Here is a 22,993-nt window from a genome sequence, read left to right on the forward strand (position 1 = left end):
CCCTCGATGATCAAGGTGCACCATCTGGACCATTCGCGCTCGCTGCGCGTGCTGTGGATGCTCGAAGAGCTGGGCCTGCCGTACCAGGTCGTCAACTACCAGCGCGATCCCAAGACCTGGCTCGCGCCGCAGGCGCTGCGCGACGTGCACCCGCTGGGCAAGTCGCCGGTGCTGCAGGACGACGCGCTGGTGCTGGCCGAATCCGGCGCGATCCTGGAATACCTCGCCGACCGCTACGACAGCGGCCGCCAGCTCTCCCCCGAGCCGATGCCGGCCCAGGCCCCCGAGCGCGTGCGTTACCGCTACTGGATGCACTACGCCGAAGGCTCGGCGATGCCGCCGCTGGTGATGACGCTGGTGTTTTCGCGGCTGCGCAATGCGCCGATGCCGTTCTTCGCCAAGCCGATCGCGCGCTCCATCGCCGACAAGGCGCTCAACGGCTTCGTGCGTCCGCAGGTGAAGCTGCACATGGACTGGATGGAACGCGAGCTCGGCCAGTCGCCGTGGTTCGCCGGTGAGCGCTTCACCGCCGCCGATATCCAGATGAGCTTCCCGATCCAGGCCGCCGCCGCGCGCGGTGGCGACATGGCCGCCTACCCACGGCTGCAGGCATACCTGGCCCGGATCGAGCAGCGCCCGGCCTACCAACGTGCGGTGGAGCGCGGCGGTCCGTTGAACCTCGGCGGCGGTTCGCGCTGAACTTGCGGGGCAGCCGGTCTGCCCCCATTTCATACCGATGAGCACCCAGCCCCTGCGTTTCGACAACCGTTTCATCCGTGACCTGCCCGGCGACCCGGAAACCGGCCCGCGCGTGCGCGAGGTGCGCGAGGCTGCGTGGTCGTCGGTCATGCCGACGCCGGTCGCCGCGCCCCAGCTGCTGGCGTACTCGCCGGAGGTGGCCACGCTGCTGGGCATCGGCGAGGACCTGATCGAGAGCGAGGATTTCGCACGGGTGTTCGGCGGCAATGCGCTGTATGCCGGGATGGCACCGTGGGCGGCCAACTATGGTGGCCATCAGTTCGGCCATTGGGCGGGGCAGCTCGGCGATGGCCGTGCGATCTCGCTGGGCGAGCTGCTCACCCCGGACGGTGCGCACTGGGAGCTGCAGTTGAAGGGCGCCGGGCGCACACCGTACTCGCGGGGCGCCGACGGGCGTGCGGTGCTGCGCTCGTCCATCCGCGAGTTCCTGTGCAGTGAAGCGATGCATCACCTCGGCGTGCCGACCACGCGCGCGCTGAGTCTGGTCGGCACCGGCGATGCCGTCGTGCGCGACATGTTCTACGACGGTCACCCTGAAGCCGAACCCGGCGCGATCGTGTGTCGCGTCGCGCCGTCGTTCATCCGCTTCGGCAGCTTCGAACTGCCGGCCTCGCGCGGTGACACGACGTTGCTGCGGCAGTTGGCCGATGTCTGCATCGCGCGCGATTTTCCTGCGCTGGCAGAGGCGGGCGAGGCGCGCCATGCGCGCTGGTTTGCCGACATCTGCGAGCGCACCGCGGTGCTTGTCGCGCATTGGATGCGCGTGGGTTTCGTGCACGGCGTGATGAACACCGACAACCTCTCCATCCTCGGGCTCACCATCGATTACGGCCCGTATGGCTGGGTCGAGGATTACGATCCCGAGTGGACCCCCAACACCACCGACGCGCAGGGCCGACGCTATCGTTTCGGCACGCAGCCGCAGGTGGCGTACTGGAATCTCACCCGGCTGGCGCAGGCGTTGGCACCGCTGTTCGAGGATGTCACCCCGCTGCATGACGGGCTGGCGCGTTTCCAGCAGGTGCACGCGGCCTGCGAGCGCGCCGACATCGCCGCGAAGCTGGGCCTGGATAGCTGCCGCGATGAGGATGTGGCGTTGATGGCCGCCTGGCTGGAGATCCTGCACGAGGGCGAGATGGACATGACCCTGGCCTTCCGTGGGCTGATGGCGCTCGATCCTGCATCGCCTTCCGTGGTGGTGCTGGAGGAGGCGTTCTACAGCCCGGCCCGTCGCGACGCGGTGCTGCCGTCGCTGCAGGCATGGCTGCAGCAGTACGCGACGCGCCTGCGCGGCGATGGCCTGAGTGCACAGGCGCGTCAGCAGCAGATGGGCCGCGCCAACCCGCGCTACGTGCTGCGCAACTGGCTGGCCCAGGAGGCGATCGAGCAGGCGGAGCAGGGCGACCTCAGCGGCGTGCATACGCTGCTGGAGGTGCTGCGGCGGCCGTATGAAACGCAGCCGGGGCGCGAACACTTCGCGGCCAAGCGGCCCGAGTGGGCGCGCGTGAAGGCCGGCTGCTCGATGCTGTCCTGCAGCTCGTAAGCGCCTCGGTTACCCTATGCCACCCCGTTCGTTCCCAGACCCATGACCGAGTCTTCCGCCACGCCCGCCTGGGCCGGCCGCCTGCGCGACATCGCCGATTTCCCCAAGCCGGGCATCCTGTTCAAGGACATCATGCCGCTGCTCGCCGACGGCCCGGATTTCGCGGCCGCCATCGATGCGATGGTTGCGCCCTGGCGCGATGCCAACCTGCAGGCAGTGATGGGGATCGAGTCGCGCGGCTTCATCCTCGGCGCGGCCATGGCGCGGGTGCTGGGCGTGGGCTTCGTGCCGGTGCGCAAGCCGGGCAAGCTGCCGGGCAAGGTGCTGCGCCAGGATTACACCCTGGAATACCGCACCGACAGCATCGAAGTGCACGCCGATGCCTTGCCGGCCGGCGCACGCGTGCTGGTGATCGATGATGTGCTCGCCACGGGCGGTACCCTGCTGGCGGCGTTGTCGCTGGCCCGCCAGCTGCAGGTCGAGGTGGTCGGTGCGGCCGTGCTGGTGGAACTGGCCGGCCTCGGTGGCCGCGACCGCTGGACGAGTGACGTCCCGCTGCTGGCCAATCTGGTCTATTGATCCGGGAATCCGCGCGGGCGTGCCGGCACCGGTAGTGCCGGCCGCTGGCCGGCACCTCGAACGCCTCGAGGAACGTGCAGCCGACCAACGGTCGGCTCTACCGCTCAGACATCCATCTTGCGGACGCGGAACCGGCGGCCCTTGATCTTGCCGGCCTCCAGCTGGCCGATCGCCCGGCCGGCATGTTCGCGCGCAATGGCCACGTACGAGCGCGTGGCGTAGATGTCGATCTTGCCGATGTACTTGGCCGCCAGCCCGGCATCGCCGGTCAGTGCGCCGAGGATGTCGCCCGGGCGCAGCTTGTCGGTCTTGCCGCCATCGATGCGCAGCGTGGTCATCGCGGCCTGCGGCAGCACCGGCGGGCGTGCGGTGGCCAGCGGCGTCTTCTGCCAGTCCAGCGGCTTGCCCTGTGCCATTTCCAGCGCATCGGCGCGGTTGCGCTCGCGGTGCGTCACCAGGCTGATCGCCAGGCCCGTGGCACCGGCGCGGCCGGTACGGCCAACGCGATGCTCATAGGTTTCGATATCGGTCGGCAGCTCGTAATTGATCACCGCGGCCAGATCCTGCACATCCAGGCCACGCGCGGCGACGTCGCTGGCAACCAGCACGTTGCAGCTGCGGTTGGCGAAGCGCACCAGCACTTCGTCGCGGTCGCGCTGTTCCATCTCGCCGTGCAGCGGCAGCGCAGAGAACCCGAACTGCTGCAGCGAAATGGCGACATCGTCGACATCGCGGCGGGTGTTGCAGAACACCACGGCCGATTCCGGCGTGTACTTGAGCAGCAGGCCGGCCAGCGCCTTCTGCTTCAGTGCCAGCTCGGTCTCGCAGAACAGGTGGCGGATCGCGGGCGCGTGATCGGCGCCTTCCACGGTCACTTCCACCGGGTCGCGCAGCAGCACGCGGGCGATCTCGCGGATCTCATCCGGGAAGGTCGCCGAGAACAGCAGCGTCTGGCGGTCCTTGCTGGTGCGTCCGGCGATCTCGCGGATCGGCTCTTCAAAGCCCATGTCGAGCATGCGGTCGGCTTCATCCAGCACCAGCGTGGTCACGCCGCCCAGATGCAGCACGCGCTTGCGGCCCAGTTCCTGGATGCGCCCGGGGGTGCCGACCACGACCTGCGGATCGTGCGCTTCCAGCGAGGCCAGCTGCGGGCCCAGCGGCATGCCGCCGGTCAGCACCAGCAGCTTCAGATTGGGAATGCCGGTGGCCAGCTTGCGGATCTGCTTGCCGACCTGATCGGCCAGCTCGCGGGTCGGGCACAGCACCAGCGCCTGGGCGCGTGTCACGGACGGGTCCAGCGCCTGCAGCAGGCCCAGGCCGAAGGCGGCGGTCTTGCCGCTGCCGGTCGGGGCCTGTGCGATGACATCGCGGCGCTCGAGGATGGCCGGCAGGCTCTGGGCCTGCACGGGGGTGAGCGAGGTATAGCCCATGGCATCGATGCCGGGCAGCAGCGCTGGTTTCAGCGGCAGGGAGGAGAATTCAGACATGCGGTAGTGTCGCAGAAGTCCGCCCGGCGTGCCTCAGCCCAGCAGCGCGTGCACGCCCAGGTTGATCCCCAACCCACCCGCCAACAGCCAGCCGAACAGCAGCAGCGCCAGCAGCAGCGGCTTCATCCCGGCCCTGCGCAGCGCAGAGGCATGCGTGGTCAGACCGAGCGCGGCCATCGCCATCGCCAGCAGCACGGTGTCCAGTTCGATCGCCGCGCTGACGATGGCCGCCGGCAGCACCTGCAGCGAGTTGAGCCCGGCCACCGCGACGAAGCCGAACGCGAACCAGGGCACCACGATCCTGGCGCGCTGGCCCGGCGCCCCCGGCGTACCACCGCGTGCCAGCAGCATCGACAGCCCGATCAGGAACGGTGCCAGCATCATCACCCGCACCATCTTGGCGATCACGGCGGTGTCGGCGGCAGCTGTGCTCACGGCGCGGCCGGCGGCGACCACCTGCGCAACTTCGTGCACGGTCGAGCCGGTGAACACGCCGTAGCCCTGCGCGGTCATCGGGATCCACCCGTGCGCGAGGTTGAGCTGGTACAGCAGCGGGTACAGGAACATCGCGAGCGTGCCGAACACCACCACGGTGGACACGGCCACGGTCACCTGTTCGGCGCGCCCGCGCACCACCGGCTCGGCCGCCATCACCGCCGCCGCCCCGCAGATCGAGCTGCCCGCGCCGATCAGCAGGGCACTTTCCTTCTCGAGCCCGAACCAGCGCGTGCCGGCCCACCAGGCCAGCGCGAACGTGCTGGTCAGCACCAGCGCATCGATCAGCACCCCGCTGATACCGACTTGGCCGATATCCTGGAAGGTCAGGCGCAGGCCGTACAGCACGATGCCTGCCCGCAGCAGCCAATGCTTGGAAAAGCCGACCCCGGCGCCGGCATGGGCCGCCAGCCGCGGGTAGGCAGTGTTGCCCACGGCGATGCCGAGCACGATGGCCAGGGTCAGCGCGCTGATGCCGTGCGCCTGCAGCCACGGCAGCGGCGCCAGGCCCATGGCCGTAGCCGCAACGGCGCCGGTCAGCAGCAGCCCGGGCAGGCGGCTGCGCCAGCGCTGCGCGGTGGTGGGTGAAGGCAGGGCGGCGGCAGAGGTGTTCACAAGGGTCTCCAGTCAAAGCACCGGCATAGCCTGCGCGTTGCTGATGAACCTGTAAAACGCATTGTTCCTGTAATTTCGACCTGTTTAGTGCGTTAATTGGCGTCATGCACCTCACCCTCCGTCAATGGCAGGTTTTCGTCTCCATTGCCGACGCCGGCACCACGGCTGCGGCGGGCGCGCAGCTGGCGTTATCGCAGTCGGCCACCAGCGCCGCGCTCAATGAACTGGAGAGCCAGCTGGCCAGCCCACTGTTCGACCGGATCGGGCGCCGGCTGGTGCTCAACCCGCAGGGACGGGCGCTGCTGGATCCGGCCCGCGCGCTGCTGGTCACCGCCGCCGATCTGGAGCGGCTGGCCGGCGCAGGGCAGTCCAATGCCGGCGTCTTGCCTCTGCTGCTGCGGCTCGGGGCCAGCACCACGATCGGCAACTACCTGCTGCCATCCCGCGTCGCCGCGCTGCTGGCCGATAACCCGCAGGCGCAGGTGGACCTGCGGATCGGCAACAGCGCAGATGTGGTCGCGGCCGTACAGCGCCTGGAGGTCGATCTGGGCCTGATTGAAGGCCCGTGCCATGAAAGCGGCCTGCAGGTGCTGCCGTGGCAGCGCGATGATCTGGTCATCGTGGCCGCGCCGGGCACGACGCCCACCTGCATGGATGTCGCGGCGCTGGCGCAGGCCCGCTGGCTGCTGCGCGAGCCGGGTTCGGGCACCCGCGAGGCGGTTGAGCAGGCGCTGCTGCCGCACCTGCACCACTTTGCCCGCGCCATGCAGCTGGGCAGCACCGAGGCGATCAAGCAGGCCGCTGCGGCCGGGCTTGGCCTGGCGTGCCTGTCGCGGCATGCGGTGGCCGATCTGCTCGCGCTGGGCAGCTTGAGCGTCGTGGAAACGCCGGTGCCGCCGATGTCGCGCCAGCTGTGGGTGGTACGTCATCCGGGCAAGCGGGTGCCCGCGGCGCTGCGGGCGCTGCTGGCGCTGCCCGCGGACGCGTTCGGTCAGGAGTAAGCGACGCGGTTGCCGCCAGACCGTACAATGGTCGGATGCCTCTGATTACTCTGCAAAACGTCGACTTCAGCGTCGGCGGCCCCCTGTTGCTGGAAAAAGCCGAATTGTCGATCGAGCCGGGCGAGCGTATCGCCCTGATCGGGCGCAACGGCGCCGGCAAATCGACCCTGCTCAAACTGCTGTCCGGCGATCACAAGCCCGATGACGGCGAAGTCCGCGTGCAGCAGGGGGTGCGCATCACCCGCCTGGAACAGGAGGTTCCGCACGGTGCCGCCGGCAGCGTGTTCGACGTGGTCGCCGATGGTCTGGGCGAACTGGGCCAGTGGCTGGCCGAGTTCCACCACCTGAGCATGGCCGAGGATTTCGACGGCGATGCGCTCTCGGCCGTGCAGGCCAAGATCGATGCCGCCAACGGCTGGGGCCTGGATCAGCGCGTCAGCGAGACCCTGACCAAGCTCGACCTGGACGGCGATGCCGAATTCGCGCGCCTGTCCGGCGGCATGAAGCGCCGTGTGCTGCTCGGCCGCGCGCTGGTGTCCTCGCCGGATCTGCTGCTGCTCGACGAACCGACCAACCACCTGGACATCGAAGCCATCGACTGGCTCGAAATGTTCCTCAAGAACTGGAACGGCAGCGTGGTGTTCGTCACCCATGACCGTCGCTTCCTGCGTGCACTGGCCACCCGCATCGTCGAGATCGACCGCGGCCAGGTCACCAGCTGGCCGGGCGACTGGGCCAACTACGAACGTCGCCGCGAAGAGCGCATGAACGCGCAGGCGCAGGAAAACGCGCGCTTCGACAAACTGCTCGCGCAGGAAGAAATCTGGATCCGCCAGGGCATCAAGGCCCGCCGCACCCGCGACGAAGGCCGTGTGCGCCGCCTCAAGGCGATGCGCAACGATCGCTCGCAGCGCCGCGAACTCGGCGGCAACGTGCGCATGGAAGCGGCGCAGGCGGAGAACTCCGGCAAGAAGGTCATCGACGTCAAGGACATCTCGTTCGCCTTCGGCGAGCGCGTGATGGTCAAGGATTTCAGTACCGTCATCCTTCGCGGCGACCGCATCGGCCTGATCGGGCCGAACGGCAGCGGCAAGACCACGCTGCTCAAGCTGCTGCTGGGCGACCTGCAGCCGCAGAGCGGCGAAGTGCGCGCCGGTACCAACCTGCAGATCGCGTATTTCGACCAGTACCGTGCGGTCCTGCGCGAAGACTGGACCGCGATCGAGAACGTGGCCGAGGGCCGCGACTTCATCGAGTTCAACGGCAAGCGCAAGCACGTGCATGCCTACCTGCAGGACTTCCTGTTCTCGCCCGAGCGTGCCCGCGCGCCGATCACCCGTTTGTCCGGTGGTGAGCGCAACCGCCTGCTGCTGGCCAAGCTGTTCGCGCAGCCGTCCAACCTGCTGGTGATGGATGAACCGACCAACGATCTGGACGTGGAAACCCTCGAGCTGCTCGAAGAGCTGCTGAGCGATTACACCGGCACGTTGCTGCTGGTCAGCCATGACCGTGACTTCCTGGACAACGTGGTGACCTCCACGATGGTGATGGAAGGCGACGGCGTGGTCGGCGAGTACGTTGGCGGCTATACCGATTGGCAGCGCCACGCCGCACGCGTGGCCGCCGCGGCTGCGTCCGCACCGGTGGTGGCGGCCAAGCCGGTTGCTGCGGCTGCTGCCGCTGCCGCGCCGGCCGAGCCCAAGCGCAAGCTGAGCTACAAGGACGCGCGCGAGCTGGAACAGCTGCCGCTGAAGATCGAAACGCTGGAGAAGGACGTCGAAGGCCTCACCGCCGCGATGAACGACCCGGCGTTCTATCAGCGCAGCGCGCCCGACATGGCCGCGCACAATGCGAAGCTCGCCAAGGTGCAGGCCGAGCTGGATGCCGCGTACGCGCGCTGGGAAGAGCTGGACGCCTGATCCAGCGATCGATGTAGAGCCGACCGTTGGTCGGCTCCACCGTCGTCACTTCAAGCCGTGCAGATCCCGCAGCTGGGTCGGTCGTGAGCCGAAATATGCAGCCAGATCGGCGATGTCCTGATCGCTCAGGTCGGTCGCCTGCGGGGTCATCAGCGCGTGCTGGCGATCCCCCGCGCGGTAGGCCTGCAGGCTGTGCGCCAGGTAATCCCCGTACTGCCCACCCAGTTTCGGATAGGTCGGGTCGATCGGCTTGTTGCCGTCCGCCCCGTGGCAGTCGATGCAGCTCTGGCCGGTGGCTTTGCCCTTGACCTGGGCACGCGCCTCACCGGCGGCGATGCGGCCGGCCGGCAGGCCGGCGGAGGAGCCGGACCCGTGTTCACCACTGGCGTGGCCCGGATCGGCGGCGGAATCTGCGCTGTTCTCCACCTGTGACTGCGAACACGCAGTCATCAGCAGGGCAACGGACAGGGCGATGGCATAACGCTGGAGTGGCGTGGCTTTCGACATGAGCGCGCTTATTTGACGGTGGACAGGTAAACAGCGAGATCGGCGATCTCCTGTTCGCTGAAACTCATCGACTGCGCCTGCATCGTGGGATGCTTGCGCTTGCCGTGGCGGTACTCGGTCAGCGCCTGGCTGAGGTACTCACGGGTCTGCCCGCCGATCTTGGGCACCTTGTAGCTGGGGTAGGCGTTCTTGTACCCGGTGATGCCGTGGCACCCCTGGCACGTGTAGGCCAGGACCCGGCCATTGTCGAACCGGCCGGTGACGGCGGCGGGCGCCGGCGCAGTGGCGGCCGGAGCGGGGGTGGCAGGTACAGCAGGAGCGGGTGTTGCGGCCTGTGCGGCGGCCCCGAGGGGCAGGAGGACGGCCAGAACGAGACAAGCGGCGAGCGGCTGCGGGCGCATGATGTCCTTTTCCGATAAACGGGTCTGGTCGTTCCGGCGTGGGGTACGGAACTGGGCCGAGTATAGCCTGCCATTTCATCTAGCTGAAACCGGCCCCCGGAAGCCATCGCCGCAGGTCACCATGACCTTTGGGATATGGTGTGGTCGTGACGTGGTGCATTACTTTGCTACCACACCTGCCCACGCATCCTTAGGGACACGACGATGTCGCGACATTCTTTCCTGCTCGGCCGCACCGGACGCTGTGCCGCCGCGTTGCTGATCACTTCCACCCTGCTGCTGAGCGGCTGCGGTGGCGCCGGCCCCGCCGAAGCCAACGCTGCTGAAAAGGACGGCAAGGCCGAGAAGAAGGTCGATGCGGTACCGGTCGAAGCCGTCGCCGCCAGCCGTCGCGCCGTCGCCGCCAGCTACACCGGCACGGCCGCACTGGAACCGCGGGGCGAGTCGCAGGTGGTCGCCAAGACCTCCGGCGTCGCGCTGGTCGTTCTGGTCGAAGAAGGGCAGCAGGTACGTGCCGGTCAGCCGCTGGTGCGGCTGGATCCGGACCGTGCGCGCCTGGCGGTTGCCCAGAGCGAAGCGCAGATGCGCAAGCTGGAGAACAACTACCAGCGCGCCCACAAGCTGGTGGGCCAGCAGATGGTCAGCGCCGCCGATGTCGACCAGATCAAGTACGACCTCGACAACGCCCGCGCGCAGTACCGGCTGGCCACGCTGGAACTGTCCTACACCACGGTGATCGCGCCGATCTCGGGCGTGATCGCCTCGCGCTCGATCAAGACCGGCAACTTCGTGCAGATCAACACGCCAATCTTCCGCATCGTCGACACCTCGCGCCTGGAAGCCACGCTCAATGTGCCCGAGCGCGAGCTGGCCACGCTGCGCCCGGGCCAGCCGGTGACGCTGATCGCCGATGCGCTGCCGGGCAAGACCTTCCCGGGCACGGTGGACCGCATCTCGCCGGTGGTCGATGCAGGCAGTGGTACGTTCCGCGTGGTCAGCGGCTTCGGCGAAGATGCTGAAGGCCTGCAGCCGGGCATGTTCGGCCGCATCCGGATCGACTACGACCAGCGCGCCGATGCGTTGGTGGTGCCGCGCCTGGCGCTGCTTGATGACGGTGAACCGGCGGTGTTCCGCGTGCGCGAGGGCAAGGCGGCGCGCGTGCCGGTCAAGCTCGGCTACGCCGAAGGCCCGTGGGTGGAAATCCGCGAAGGCCTGGCCGCCGGTGATCAGGTGGTCACCGCCGGCAAGGTGGCGCTGCGTGATGGCACCGCGGTGCAGGTGATCGGCACCAAGCCGGCCGCCACCGCCGCGGCCACGCCGGCGCCGGCCAAGGCGGAGAGCCGTCAATGACAGCGGCCGGCAACGACCACGGCAACGATCCGCACCAGGGCGATCGCCCCGGTGCCCACGGCGGCGGCCTGGTGGAGTTCGCCACCCGCCGCCGCGTCACCATCGCGATGTTCACCGTCACGCTGATGCTGTTCGGCTTCATCGCGCTGGGCAATCTCAAGGTCAACCTGCTGCCCGACCTGAGCTACCCGACCCTGACCGTGCGCACCGAATACACCGGTGCAGCGCCGGCGGAAATCGAAACGCTGATCACCGAGCCGGTCGAAGAGGCCGTCGGCGTGGTCAAGAACCTGCGCAAACTCAAATCGATCTCGCGTACCGGGCAGAGCGATGTCGTGCTCGAGTTCGCCTGGGGCACCAACATGGACCAGGCCAGCCTGGAGGTGCGCGACAAGATGGAAGCGCTGAACCTGCCGCTGGAGGCGAAGTCTCCGGTGCTGCTGCGCTTCAATCCGTCCACCGAACCGATCATGCGTCTGGTGATCTCGGCCAAAACCGATCCAGCCAGCGATGCCGAGGCCGTGCGCCAGCTCACCGAGCTGCGCCGCTACGCCGATGAAGACCTCAAGAAGAAGCTGGAGCCGGTTACCGGCGTGGCGGCGGTGAAGGTCGGCGGCGGTCTGGAGGATGAGATCCAGGTCGACATCGACCAGCAGAAGCTGGCCCAGCTCAACCTGCCGATCGACACCGTCATCAAGCGGCTCAAGGAAGAGAACATCAACATCTCCGGCGGTCGCCTGGAGGAAGGCTCGCAGCGTTACCTGGTGCGTACCGTCAACCAGTTCGCCGATCTGGAGGATATCCGCAACCTGCTGGTGACCACCCAGAGCAGCAACGGCAGCGCGGCCGATGCAGCGATGCAGCAGATGTTCGCCATCGCCGCCTCGACCGGCTCGGATGCCGCCGTGGCCGCCGCCTCGGCCGCGCAGAGCGCATCCAGCAGCAGTTCCACCAACATCGCCAACGGCGTGCCGGTGCGGCTCAAGGATGTCGCCACCGTGCGCCAGGGTTACAAGGAACGCGAAGCGATCATCCGCCTGGGCGGCAAGGAAGCGGTCGAGCTGGCGATCTACAAGGAGGGCGATGCCAACACGGTCTCGACCGCTGAAGCGCTGCGTGCGCGCCTGGAGCAGATCAAGGGCCAGGTGCCCGGCGATGCCGAGCTGACCACGATCGAAGACCAGTCGCGCTTCATCGAACACGCCATCAGCGACGTCAAGAAAGACGCCGTGATCGGCGGCATCCTCGCCATCCTGATCATCTTCCTGTTCCTGCGCGATGGCTGGAGCACGTTCGTGATCAGCCTGTCCCTGCCGGTCTCGATCATCACCACGTTCTTCTTCATGGGCCAGCTCGGCCTGAGCTTGAACGTGATGTCGCTGGGCGGTCTGGCGCTGGCCACCGGCCTGGTGGTGGATGACTCGATCGTGGTGCTGGAGAGCATCGCCAAGGCGCGCGAGCGTGGCCTGAGCATCCTGCAGGCCGCCATCGTCGGCACCCGCGAAGTGAGCATGGCCGTGGTCGCCTCGACCCTGACGACCATTGCGGTGTTCCTGCCGCTGGTGTTCGTGGACGGTATCGCCGGCCAGCTGTTCCGCGACCAGGCGCTGACCGTGGCGATCGCGATCGCGATCTCGCTGCTGGTCTCGATGACCCTGATCCCGATGCTGAGCTCGCTCAAGGGCCGCCCACCGCTGGCCTTCCCGGAAGAACCCACGCATCAACCGTGGCAGCCGGACAGCCGCTGGCTGAAGCCGGTCGCCGGCAGCCGTCGTGGCGTGGGCACGCTGGTGCGCTGGATCTGCTTCGGGATGGCCTGGTCGGTGATCCGCGTCTGGCGCGGCTTGGTGGCCGTGGTCGGCCCGGTGATGCGCAAGGCCAGCGATGTGGCGATGAAGCCGTACGCCGGTGCCGAGCGCGGTTACCTGAAGCTGCTGCCGGGCGCGCTGCATCACCCGGGCAAGGTGCTCGGTCTGGCCGCGCTGGCCTTCGTCAGCACGATGGCGCTGGTGCCGATGCTGGGTGCGGATCTGATCCCGCAGCTGGCCCAGGACCGCTTCGAAATGACCGCCAAGCTGCCGGCCGGTACACCGCTGAAGCAGACCGATGCGCTGGTCCGCGAGATGCAGTTGGCCCATGCCAAGGATGACAGCATCGCCTCGCTGTATGGGGTCAGTGGCAGCGGCACCCGCCTGGATGCCAGCCCGACCGAGAGTGGCGAGAACATCGGCAAGTTGACGGTGGTCATGGCCGGCGGCGGCAACGCGCGCACCGAAGCGGCGATCACCGAGCGTCTGCGTGAATCGATGCAGCAGCACCCTGGCGTGCAGGTCGATTTCGCCCGCCCGGCGCTCTTCAGCTTCTCCACCCCGCTGGAAGTGGAACTGCGTGGCCAGGACATGGCCACGCTGGAGACGGCCGGCAAGGCGCTGGCCGCGATGCTGCGCAACAACCCGCACTATGCTGACGTCAAATCCACGGTGGAAGAGGGCTTCCCGGAGATCCAGATCCGCTTCGACCAGGAGCGCGCCGGTGCCTTGGGCCTGACCACGCGGCAGATTGCCGATGTGGTGGTCAAGAAGGTGCGCGGTGACGTGGCCACGCGCTACAGCTTCCGCGACCGCAAGATCGACGTGCTGGTGCGTGCCCAGGAAGGTGACCGGGCCAGCGTGGACAGCATCCGCCGGCTGATCGTCAATCCGGGCAGCAACCGGCCGGTGACGCTGGATTCGGTGGCCGAGGTGGTCGCCACCAACGGCCCCAGCGAGATCCATCGCGCCGACCAGACCCGCGTGGCGGTGGTCTCTGCCAATCTGCGCGACATCGACCTGGGCGGCGCCGTGCGCGAAGTGCAGGACATGGTCGCCAAGCAGCCGCTGGGTGCGGGTGTGGGCATGCACATCGGCGGCCAGGGTGAGGAGCTGGCCGACTCGGCACGCTCGTTGATCTTCGCCTTCGGCCTGGCGATCTTCCTGGTGTATCTGGTGATGGCCTCGCAGTTCGAGTCGCTGCTGCACCCGTTCGTCATCCTGTTCACCATCCCGCTGGCGCTGGTCGGCGCGATCCTGGCGCTGATGCTGACCGGCAAGCCGATCTCGGTGGTGGTGTTCATCGGCTTGATCCTGCTGGTGGGCCTGGTAACCAAGAACGCGATCATCCTGATCGACAAGGTCAACCAGCTGCGCGAGGCCGGTGTGCCCAAGCGCGAGGCACTGGTGGAGGGCGCGCGTTCCCGCCTGCGGCCGATCATCATGACCACGTTGTGCACGCTGTTCGGCTTCCTGCCGCTGGCGGTGGCGATGGGCGAGGGCGCGGAAGTGCGTGCGCCGATGGCGATCACCGTGATCGGTGGCCTGCTGGTCTCCACCCTGCTGACCCTGGTGGTGATCCCGGTGGTGTACGACCTGCTGGATCGTCGTGGCGACGCCTACTACCGCGAGCGTGGCCGCCACCTCAAGACGCCGCTGGCCGATGCCGGCCATGACACCGCACGGGAGCCGGCATGAGCATTGCCGAGTTCTCCATCCGCCGGCCCATCACCACGATCATGTGTTTTGTGTCGTTGGCGGTGGTGGGCCTGATCGCCTCGTTCCGGCTGCCGCTGGAAGCGCTGCCGGACATCTCCGCGCCGTTCCTGTTCGTGCAGGTGCCGTATACCGGGTCCACCCCGGAGGAGGTCGAGCGCAACATCATCCGGCCGACCGAAGAAGCGCTGGCAACGATGACCGGGATCAAGCGCATGCGCTCCTCGGCCACCTCCGAAGGCGCCAGCATCTTCATCGAGTTCACCGACTGGGACCGCGACATCGCCATCGCGGCTTCGGACGCCCGCGAGCGCATCGATGCGATCCGCAGCGATCTGCCCGACGACCTGCAGCGCTACAACGTGTTCAAGTGGTCCAGCAGCGACGACCCGGTGCTGAAGGTGCGCCTGGCCAGTGCCACCGACCTGACCGGCGCCTACGACATGCTCGACCGCGAGTTCAAGCGGCGGATCGAGCGCATCCCGGGCGTGGCGCGGGTCAACATCTCCGGTGCCCCGCCGAACGAGGTCGAGATCGCGATCAGCCCGGACCGGTTGACCGCGCACAACCTGAGCATCAACGAGCTCAGCGATCGCCTGCGCACGCTGAACTTCTCGATCTCGGCCGGGCAGATCGACGACAACGGCCAGCGCGTACGCATCCAGCCAGTAGGCGAGATCACCGACCTGCAGGAACTGCGCGATCTGGTGATCGACAACAAGGGCCTGCGCCTGGGCGACATCGCCGAGATCCGGCTCAAGCCCACCCGCATGAACTACGGGCGGCGCCTGGATGGCAACCCGGCCGTCGGCCTGGATATCTACAAGGAGCGCAGCGCCAACCTGGTGGAGGTGTCGCGTGCCGCGCTGGCCGAAGTGGAGGCGATCCGCACGCAGCCCTCGATGCGCGATGTGCAGATCAAGGTGATCGACAACCAGGGCAAGATGGTGACGTCTTCGCTGCTGGAACTGGCCGAGGCGGGTGCGGTCGGCCTGCTGCTGTCGATCACTGTGCTGTTCTTCTTCCTGCGCCATTGGCCGTCCACGCTGATGGTGACCCTGGCGATCCCGATCTGTTTCGTGATCACGCTGGGCTTCATGTATTTCGCCGGCGTCACCCTCAACATCCTGACCATGATGGGCCTGCTGCTGGCGGTCGGCATGCTGGTGGACAATGCCGTGGTGGTGGTGGAAAGCATCTACCAGGAACGCGAGCGCATGCCCGACCAGCCGCGGCTGGCCTCGATCATCGGCACCCGCAACGTGGCCATCGCGCTGAGCGCCGGCACCCTGTGCCACTGCATCGTATTCGTGCCGAACCTGTTCGGCGAGACCAACAACATCAGCATCTTCATGTCGCAGATCGCCATCACGATCTCGGTCTCGCTGCTGGCCTCCTGGCTGGTCGCGGTGAGTCTGATCCCGATGCTGTCCGCGCGCATGCAGACGCCCAAACTGGTGCATTCGGACAGCGGCGTGATCGCACGCCTGCAGCGCCGCTACGCCACACTGCTGCAGTGGACCCTGGAGCACCGCGGTTGGAGCGTGTTCGGCATCGCGATGGTGATCCTGATCAGTCTGGTGCCGATGAAGCTGACCAAGATCGACATGTTCGGTGGCGAGGGGGGCCATGAGGTGTTCATCGGGTACAACTGGAAGGGCGCCTATACCTTCGGGCAGATGTCCGAGGAAGTGGCGCGCGTCGAACGCTACCTGGACGACAACCGGCAGGCGCTGCACATCACCCAGGTGTATTCCTGGTACAGCGAGCAGGAAGGCAGCAGCACGATCGTGACGTTCGACACCGCGCACGCCAAGAACATGCCGGCCGTGCAGGAAGCACTGCGAAAGGGGCTGCCTCGCTCGGCGCGTGCCGATTACGTGGTCGGTAATTCGGGCGAGGGCAATGGCGGAAGCGGCAACAACCAGGTGCAGGTGCAACTGGTCGGCGACTCGACCAAGATGCTGCAGGAGATCGGCGAGGAAGTGGTGCCGCTGCTGGCCCAGCGCAAGGAGCTGCGCGACGTTCGCATCGACAACGGCGAAAAGGGCACCGAGTTGTCCATCCATGTGGACCGGGAGCGCGCGGCAGCCTTCGGCTTCAACGCCGAGCAGGTCGCCAGTTTCGTCGGCCTGGCCCTGCGTGGCGCGCCGCTGCGCGAGTTCCGCCGCGGTGACAGCGAAGTGCCGGTATGGGTGCGCTTCGCCGGTGCCGAGCAGAGCAGCCCGGAGGACCTGGCCAGCTACACGGTACGCACTGGCGACGGCCGCTCGGTGCCCTTGCTGAGCCTGGTCGATGTGGCAATCAAGCCGTCGGCCACCCAGATCGGCCGCACCAACCGTCAGACCACGCTGACCATCAAGGCCAACCTGGCCGAGAAGGTGACGGTGCCGGACGGCCGCAAGGCGATGGAAGAAACGCTCAAGCCGATGAGTTTCCCGGCCGGCTACACCTTCAGCTTCGACGGCGGGGATTACGGCGACGACGACCAGGCGATGTCGCAGATGATGTTCAATCTGGTGATCGCGCTGGTGATGATCTACGTGGTGATGGCCGCCGTGTTCGAGTCGCTGCTGTTCCCGGCCGCGATCATGAGCGGCGTGCTGTTCTCGATCTTCGGCGTGTTCTGGCTGTTCTGGATCACCGGCACCTCGTTCGGGATCATGTCCTTCATCGGCATCCTGGTGTTGATGGGCGTGGTGGTGAACAACGGCATCGTGATGATCGAGCACATCAACAACCTGCGCCGCCGTGGCATGGGCCGGACCCAGGCGCTGGTGGAAGGCTCGCGCGAGCGCCTGCGCCCTATCATGATGACGATGGGCACCGCGATCCTGGCGATGATCCCGATCTCCATGACCGACACCCAGCTGCTCGGCAATGGCCCGCCGTACTACCCGATGGCCCGCGCCATCGCCGGCGGCCTGGCGTTCTCCACGGTGGTGAGCCTGCTGTTCCTGCCGACCATCTACGCGATGCTTGATGACATGAGCACCGCGGTGTCGCGGATCATCCTGCGCGCGCGTGGCCGCGGCGTGGATGCTCCGGTGGTAGAACCGGGCGCAGAATCGGTTTGAGGGTGCATGGAGGCCCGTTGGGCGGACCTCCTTTTTTTCGCGGACCGCACCCACGCGTGCATTACCCGCGACTCCCACATTCGCGCACAAAAAAGGCCACGCATTGCGTGGCCTTTCGATTCACAGCCGGCGCGGGAATCACCCCGCGACCTTGCCCCACACCTGGAACCCGGTCAGCCACAACCCGAGCATGCTGCCCAGGTTGGTCAGCATGAAGGTCAGCACCACGCGGGTCACCCGGTTGCGGTACCAACCCTTGACGCTCTGCGCATCGTCGCGCAGCTTCAGGAAGTCCTCGTAGGCCGGCTTGCGCAGGCGCGCTTCCACCAGGGCCGAGAACGCACCGGTCGGGATGCTCAGCCGGAACGGCTTGAACGGCGCGACCACGATCGCGGTCAGGATGCTCAGCGGGTGGCTGCCGGCCAGCAGGCAGCCCAGGCCGGCCAAGCCGCCGGTGTACATCGCCCAGACCGCCAGAAGTTCACTGCCGACACCCAGGCCACCGCGATAGAAGCCCACGCCGATACCGGTCAGCACGATGGCCAGGATCGCCAGCGTGATCCACGGAATGTTGCGCTTCTTCGGCACGTCTTCCAGCGACTCGCGCAGCGGGCCCGGCGCGTCGGTGTCGGTTTCCAGGTACTTGGCCAGACCGGCCAGATGACCGGCACCGACCACGGCCAGCACTTCGCGCTGGGCCGGATCATGCACTTCGCGCAGGCGCGTGGCCATGTAGCGGTCGCGCTCGCCGATGATGGTTTCGTACAGGGCAGGGCTCTCGCTGGCGAACTCGCCGAAGCTGGCTTCGAGCATGTCGCCCTGCTTGAGCTTCTCGATCTCGTCTTCGCCGACTTCCTCGGACGCGAACAGGCCAGCGCCCAGGCCCATCACCAGCTTGATCTTGCCGAAGAAGCCCAGGCGCTGCGAGGCACGCCGGAAGGTCAGCCCGACCTCGCGGTCGATCAGATGCACGGGCAGGTTGCGCTCGTTGGCCAGGGTGACCGCGCGCTTGAGCTCGGCACCCGGCTCGATCTCGAGCTGTTCGGCCAGGCGGCGCTGGTAGGCGGCCAAGGCCAGGTTGGCCGCGAACAGGGCGACGCGGCCCTTGCGGATCACCTCGACCAGGTCGAGCTTGGCCAGCGCATCCGGGTCGGTCAGTGCCTGCAGGCGCTGCGCGTCCAGTTCGACCGCGACCGCATCGAAGCGGCCACTTTCGATCGCACGTTCCACCGCTTCCACGCTGGCCTGCGAGACGTGCGCGGTGCCCAGCAGGGTGTAGCGCACGCCATCGCGTTCGACGATGCGGACGGGCTGGCCGGCGAACAACGTGTCGCCGGCGTCAATCAGGGTATCGGTCATTGCATCATTCATTCGAAGGGGCGCTGTCGGCACCATCGCCGAGCGCGCGCTGCATCTGGACGGTATCCAGCCAGCGGCCATGCTTGCGGCCGAGGCCGCGGAAAACGCCGACGGTATGGAAACCGAAACGCTCGTGCAGTTTGATGGAGGCGGTGTTGGTGGGCTCGCCGATGACGGCCACCATCTGCCGGTAACCGCGCGCGACGCAGGCATCGATCAGCCCCTGCATCAGTGCGGTGCCGACACCACGGCCCTGGAACGCCGCATCCACATAGACCGAGTTCTCCACGGTCCACTGATAGGCGATCCGGCCGCGGTAGGTATTGGCGTAGGCATAGCCGGCCACCTGGCCATCGACTTCGGCCACGATGTATGGAAAGCCGCGGCCGACGATGTCCTGCATGCGGCGGCGCATTTCCGCCGCCTCCGGGATCTCGTACTCGTAGGTGTTGACGAAGTCGGTCACTTCCACCGCATAGATCGCGGTGATGGCCGCGATATCGGCATCGGTGGCGTCGCGCAGGTGCACGGTCACGGTGGGGTGTCCTGGTCGGTCAGTCGATGTAGCGCTTGAGCAGATCGCCGTATGCATCGATGCGGCGATCACGCAGGAACGGCCAGATACGGCGGACGTGTTCGCTGCGCTGCAGGTCCACATCGCAGACCAGCACAGTCGGCTCGCCACCGGCTTCGGCGATGAACTCGCCCTGCGGGCCCAGCACGTGGCTGTTGCCCCAGAACTGGATGCCCGAGGCACCCATCGGCGAGGCTTCATGGCCGACGCGGTTGCAGCTCAACACCGGCACGCCGTTGGCCACGGCATGGCCGCGGTGACTGAGCACCCACGCATCGCGCTGGCGGCCCTGTTCGTCGCGCTGGTCGTCCGGATCCCAGCCGATCGCGGTGGGGTAGAGCAGCAGCTCCGCGCCGGCCAGCGCCATCAGGCGCGCCGCTTCCGGATACCACTGGTCCCAGCACACGAGCACGCCGAGGCGACCCACCGAGGTGTCGATCGGGGTGAAGCCCAGATCGCCCGGGGTGAAGTAGAACTTCTCATAGAAGCCCGGATCATCCGGGATGTGCATCTTGCGGTACTTGCCGAGCAGGGTGCCGTCTTTCTCGAAGACGACCGCGGTGTTGTGGTACAGCCCGGCAGCGCGACGCTCGAACAGCGAGCCGACGATCACCACGCCGTGCTTCTTGGCCAGCGCGCCCAGGCGCTCCGTGCTCGGGCCCGGGATCGGCTCGGCCAGATCGAATTCATCCACCGACTCGTGCTGGCAGAAGTACGCACCGTTGTGCAGTTCCTGCAGCAGGATCAGCTTGGCACCCTGCGCGGCCGCTTCAGCCACGCGCGCTTCGATGACGGCCAGATTGGCCTCGGCATCGCCGTGGTTGCGCTCCTGGATCAGGGCGACGGAAAGGGTGTGGCGTGAGCTCATCCGGAGACGGTCCTGCAAGGGGAAAAACGCAGTTTATCGCGGATGGGTGCACGCAGCGTGCTGGCTGCTAAATGGTCAACACCCGCGCGTCGGTAGTGCCGGCCGCTGGCCGGCTCCGCAGAATGTTCCGGGCAACAGTTCACTGGCCAGGCGCATCGGCGTGACCTGTCGCTCTTCCGTTGGCCGCCCGTGCACTGTCGAAGGGATGGCGGGGGCGGAGGTGCGGGACCGTCAGGGCGCCATGGATGGCGCCCACGAGCCCCCAGGGATGGGTTTACGGCGCGTCCCGCACCTCCGCCCCCGCCAGCCCAGCCTCCGCAGCCTTCAGGCCGCGTGCTTTGCTGTCAGGCCAGCAACCCCGCCGGCAGCTGCATCGTGATGCAGTGCAGGCTGCCGTTCTGCCAGATCAGCGAACGGCACGGCACCGGCACGATCTCGCGGTCCGGATAAGCCTGGGCCAACACCGCACGCGCCGCTTCGTCGGCCGCATCGCCGTAGGCCGGCATCAGCACCGCGCCGTTGAGGATCAGGTAATTCGCGTAGGAAGCCGCCAGGCGGCGGCCTTCGTCGATTACCGGCTGCGCCCACGGCAGCGGGAACAGGCGGTACGGCTGGCCGTCGGTCGTACGCAGCGCCGCCAGCTCGGCACCCATCGCCTGCAGTTCGGCGTAGTGCGAATCGCCGGCGTCATCGCAGGCCTGGTAGACGATGCTGTCGGTCGAGGCGAAGCGGGCCAGGGTATCGATGTGGGCGTCGGTGTCGTCGCCTTCCAGATAGCCATGGTCCAGCCACAGCACACGGTCCTGGGCCAGCCAGGTGGCCAGGTCGGCGCTGAGCGATTCGCGGCTGCGGTCCGGATGACGCTCGTGCAGGCACTGCCAGGTGGTCAGCAGGGTGCCGGCGCCGTCGGTCTCGATGCCGCCGCCTTCCAGCGCGAACGGAATGCTCTGCAGTTCGGCGTTTGCGAAGGTGCCGGCCGCGTGCAGCACACCCACCAGCTGGTCATCCAGGCTGGCGTCGAACTTGCCGCCCCAGCCGGTGAAGCGGAAGTCCAGCAGGCGGAAGCCGCCATCGGCACGCTTGAGCGTGATCGGGCCGGAGTCGCGCAGCCAGGTGTCATCGTACTGGGCGGTCACGAACCGCACGCGATCCGTGTCGATCCGGTTCGAACGCAGGCGCGCATCGGCGTACGCCTCCAGGTCGTCGTCGGCGACGATGATCACCACCGGCTGGAAGCGGGTGATGGCCGCGACGAGCGCGATGTAGGTGTCCTCGACGTCACCCAGGCGGTCGGCCCAGTCGGTGTCGGCGTGGGGCCAGGCGATCAGGATGGCGGACTGGGATTCCCATTCGGCCGGAAAGCGGAGCGTGTCGTTCATGATCTCAGTGCGATGGCCCGCCGGCTGGCGGGCAAAGGGAAAGGGGTCAGCGGATCGGCGGTTTCGGCCCGATCTCGTTGGCGTCGGCGCGGTTGGCGACCACGTCGATCACCTTCTGCTTTTCGAAGTACACGGTGAACTGCGGGTAGACCCAGCGGTTGATCGTGGGCCACTGGCGCTTCTGCCCGCCGCGCGGATCCAGGCGCTCGCCCGGCTCGCCGAACTGGGCCTGGACCTGCTGCATGCTCTGGCCGCGGACGGGCAGGGCGACGGCGGGCTTTTCACGGCTGCGGTCGATCAGCAGGGTGTCGGCGTGGGCATTGGAAACGGCCAGCACGGCCAGCAACGGCAAAGTGGTCAGGTAACGCTTCATCTCGATCTACTCCCCAGTGGTCAAGAATGCGGAAGGTCCCACGGCCAACGGTCGTGAGCTACCCGGCGATTACACCAAAAATGGCAGCAAAAAGCCGCCCGGAGGCGGCTTTTTGTTCATCACCCGGTCCGGTGAGGGACCGATGGCGGCCGTGAGGCCAGCCGGCTCAGCGCTGGCGAGCCTTGAAGCGCGGGTTCGACTTGCAGATCACGAAGATCTTGCCGCGGCGACGGACGACCTTGCAGTCGCGGTGACGGGTCTTGGCCGACTTCAGGGAAGACAGGACTTTCATTGCATACCTCGGCGTAAACGTTGGATTCGGTTGGAGCGCGGCCGCGATATGCAGATGACAATCGGCAGGTGACGCCCGTTCAAGCCCGCCATTCTACCGGGCTTTTTCCCATCCTTTCAAGTGGTTGGGCCAAAAAAGTCTCAAGCCGCCCCGGGCAGGGGCTAGAATGGGCGGTCACATCTACCGGGAAACCCATGAATCAGCTTCCATCCGTGCTCACCATCGACGGTCCTTCCGGGGCCGGCAAAGGCACTGTCAGCCGCATTGTCGCACGCCGCCTGGGCTGGCATTACCTGGATTCGGGCGCCCTGTACCGGGCGGTGGGCGTGGCCGCCAGCTGGGCTGATATCGATACCTCAGACGCCTCGGCGCTGGTGCGCTGCACCTTCGACACCCACGTGCGCTTCGTGGAATCGGCCGATGGCGGGCTGCGGGTGCTGGTCAACGAGACCGATGCCACCGACGAGCTGCGCCTGGAGACCACCGGGGCGCTGGCCTCGGCCATTGCCGCCATCCCGGAGGTCCGGGCGGCGCTGAAAGAGCGCCAACGCGCATTCAGGATGGAGCCGGGCCTGGTCGCCGACGGACGGGACATGGGCACGGTCATCTTCCCGGACGCCCCATTCAAGGTGTTTTTGACCGCCAGCGCCGAGGAACGGGCCGAGCGGCGGCATAAGCAGTTGAAAGACAAGGGTGTTTCGGTTAACTTTGACGACCTCCTGCGCGAGATCATGGCCCGCGACGCCCGTGATGCACAGCGCACAGTGGCGCCCCTGAAGCCGGCAGACGATGCCGTCGTCATCGACACCAGTGGTATTGGCATCGACGCTGTCGTTGCCAAGGTATTGGATCTGCTTCCGGTTTCGGGTGCCTGATCCGTTGTAAAGGAGG

General features: G+C 67.2%; 19 protein-coding genes. 9 read left to right on the forward strand and 10 right to left on the reverse strand.

What is annotated here, in order from left to right:
- Nucleotides 1-6: 6 nt before the first annotated feature.
- Genes BCL79_RS13965 through BCL79_RS13975 form a run of 3 tightly spaced genes read left to right on the forward strand, consistent with a single transcriptional unit; the run spans nucleotide 7 to nucleotide 2,881 of the window.
- On the forward strand, nucleotides 7-699 hold the full coding sequence (locus tag BCL79_RS13965; protein ID WP_121042106.1) for a glutathione S-transferase family protein: 693 nt from the start codon (nucleotides 7-9) through the stop codon (nucleotides 697-699).
- Between the two features lie 37 nt (nucleotides 700-736).
- On the forward strand, nucleotides 737-2,302 hold the full coding sequence (locus BCL79_RS13970) for a protein adenylyltransferase SelO (RefSeq protein ID WP_121042108.1): 1,566 nt from the start codon (nucleotides 737-739) through the stop codon (nucleotides 2,300-2,302).
- A 42-nt stretch (nucleotides 2,303-2,344) separates the two neighbouring features.
- Nucleotides 2,345-2,881, forward strand: a complete 537-nt coding sequence (locus BCL79_RS13975; RefSeq protein WP_121042110.1) for an adenine phosphoribosyltransferase — start codon at nucleotides 2,345-2,347, stop codon at nucleotides 2,879-2,881.
- 104 nt (nucleotides 2,882-2,985) lie between these two features.
- On the opposite strand, the gene dbpA is transcribed toward BCL79_RS13975, so the two are convergent.
- Nucleotides 2,986-4,368: an ATP-dependent RNA helicase DbpA gene (gene dbpA, locus BCL79_RS13980; protein WP_121042113.1), complete on the reverse strand. Its 1,383-nt coding sequence runs from the start codon at nucleotides 4,366-4,368 to the stop codon at nucleotides 2,986-2,988.
- 33 nt (nucleotides 4,369-4,401) lie between these two features.
- Nucleotides 4,402-5,478 carry a YeiH family protein gene (locus BCL79_RS13985; protein ID WP_121042115.1) on the reverse strand — a complete coding sequence of 359 codons (1,077 nt, stop codon included), beginning with the start codon at nucleotides 5,476-5,478 and terminating at the stop codon, nucleotides 4,402-4,404.
- 104 nt (nucleotides 5,479-5,582) lie between these two features.
- Here BCL79_RS13985 and BCL79_RS13990 point away from each other — a divergent pair, with 104 nt between their 5' ends.
- Nucleotides 5,583-6,479: a LysR family transcriptional regulator gene (locus BCL79_RS13990; RefSeq protein WP_121042116.1), complete on the forward strand. Its 897-nt coding sequence runs from the start codon at nucleotides 5,583-5,585 to the stop codon at nucleotides 6,477-6,479.
- Nucleotides 6,480-6,514: 35 nt separating this feature from the next.
- Nucleotides 6,515-8,398, forward strand: a complete 1,884-nt coding sequence (locus BCL79_RS13995; RefSeq protein WP_121042118.1) for an ATP-binding cassette domain-containing protein — start codon at nucleotides 6,515-6,517, stop codon at nucleotides 8,396-8,398.
- Nucleotides 8,399-8,443: 45 nt separating this feature from the next.
- Here BCL79_RS13995 and BCL79_RS14000 read toward each other — a convergent pair whose 3' ends face one another.
- A complete protein-coding gene (locus BCL79_RS14000) occupies nucleotides 8,444-8,905 on the reverse strand; it encodes a c-type cytochrome (RefSeq protein WP_019183110.1) in 462 nt (153 codons plus the stop codon).
- 8 nt (nucleotides 8,906-8,913) lie between these two features.
- Nucleotides 8,914-9,306 (reverse strand): c-type cytochrome, encoded by a 393-nt coding sequence (locus BCL79_RS14005; RefSeq protein WP_019183109.1) that lies wholly within the window; start codon nucleotides 9,304-9,306, stop codon nucleotides 8,914-8,916.
- A 204-nt stretch (nucleotides 9,307-9,510) separates the two neighbouring features.
- Here BCL79_RS14005 and BCL79_RS14010 point away from each other — a divergent pair, with 204 nt between their 5' ends.
- From BCL79_RS14010 to BCL79_RS14020, 3 genes are read left to right on the forward strand one after another with little or no spacing between them, the layout of a single operon-like run.
- The gene (locus tag BCL79_RS14010; RefSeq protein WP_121042120.1) at nucleotides 9,511-10,656 is read left to right on the forward strand and encodes an efflux RND transporter periplasmic adaptor subunit; all 1,146 of its coding nucleotides are present in this window, start codon (nucleotides 9,511-9,513) and stop codon (nucleotides 10,654-10,656) included.
- Complete coding sequence (locus BCL79_RS14015) at nucleotides 10,653-14,162, forward strand: efflux RND transporter permease subunit (RefSeq protein WP_121042122.1); 3,510 nt, start codon at nucleotides 10,653-10,655, stop codon at nucleotides 14,160-14,162. Before BCL79_RS14010 ends, BCL79_RS14015 begins: the two co-directional genes overlap by 4 nt.
- Nucleotides 14,159-17,257 (forward strand): efflux RND transporter permease subunit, encoded by a 3,099-nt coding sequence (locus tag BCL79_RS14020; RefSeq protein ID WP_121042123.1) that lies wholly within the window; start codon nucleotides 14,159-14,161, stop codon nucleotides 17,255-17,257. Before BCL79_RS14015 ends, BCL79_RS14020 begins: the two co-directional genes overlap by 4 nt.
- 138 nt (nucleotides 17,258-17,395) lie before the next feature.
- Here BCL79_RS14020 and BCL79_RS14025 read toward each other — a convergent pair whose 3' ends face one another.
- The 6 genes from BCL79_RS14025 to ykgO all read right to left on the reverse strand — a co-directional run bounded on the left by BCL79_RS14025 (nucleotide 17,396) and on the right by ykgO (nucleotide 22,102).
- The gene (locus BCL79_RS14025; RefSeq protein WP_428999458.1) at nucleotides 17,396-18,628 is read right to left on the reverse strand and encodes a TraB/GumN family protein; all 1,233 of its coding nucleotides are present in this window, start codon (nucleotides 18,626-18,628) and stop codon (nucleotides 17,396-17,398) included.
- Complete coding sequence (locus BCL79_RS14030; RefSeq protein WP_121042128.1) at nucleotides 18,621-19,151, reverse strand: GNAT family N-acetyltransferase; 531 nt, start codon at nucleotides 19,149-19,151, stop codon at nucleotides 18,621-18,623. Before BCL79_RS14030 ends, BCL79_RS14025 begins: the two co-directional genes overlap by 8 nt.
- 19 nt (nucleotides 19,152-19,170) lie before the next feature.
- Nucleotides 19,171-20,058 (reverse strand): carbon-nitrogen hydrolase, encoded by an 888-nt coding sequence (locus BCL79_RS14035; RefSeq protein ID WP_121042130.1) that lies wholly within the window; start codon nucleotides 20,056-20,058, stop codon nucleotides 19,171-19,173.
- 344 nt (nucleotides 20,059-20,402) lie between these two features.
- Nucleotides 20,403-21,437 (reverse strand): agmatine deiminase family protein, encoded by a 1,035-nt coding sequence (locus BCL79_RS14040; protein ID WP_121042132.1) that lies wholly within the window; start codon nucleotides 21,435-21,437, stop codon nucleotides 20,403-20,405.
- Nucleotides 21,438-21,483: 46 nt separating this feature from the next.
- Nucleotides 21,484-21,810 (reverse strand): hypothetical protein, encoded by a 327-nt coding sequence (locus BCL79_RS14045; RefSeq protein ID WP_121042134.1) that lies wholly within the window; start codon nucleotides 21,808-21,810, stop codon nucleotides 21,484-21,486.
- 166 nt (nucleotides 21,811-21,976) lie between these two features.
- Nucleotides 21,977-22,102, reverse strand: coding sequence for a type B 50S ribosomal protein L36 (ykgO, locus tag BCL79_RS14050; RefSeq protein WP_057628212.1), 126 nt, complete (start codon nucleotides 22,100-22,102; stop codon nucleotides 21,977-21,979).
- Between the two features lie 194 nt (nucleotides 22,103-22,296).
- Here ykgO and cmk point away from each other — a divergent pair, with 194 nt between their 5' ends.
- Nucleotides 22,297-22,977 carry a (d)CMP kinase gene (cmk, locus tag BCL79_RS14055; RefSeq protein WP_046273768.1) on the forward strand — a complete coding sequence of 227 codons (681 nt, stop codon included), beginning with the start codon at nucleotides 22,297-22,299 and terminating at the stop codon, nucleotides 22,975-22,977.
- The last annotated feature ends 16 nt before the right edge of the window (nucleotides 22,978-22,993 follow it).

The sequence above is a fragment of the Stenotrophomonas rhizophila genome (assembly GCF_003651185.1).
Taxonomy (GTDB): Bacteria; Pseudomonadota; Gammaproteobacteria; order Xanthomonadales; family Xanthomonadaceae; genus Stenotrophomonas; species Stenotrophomonas maltophilia_Z.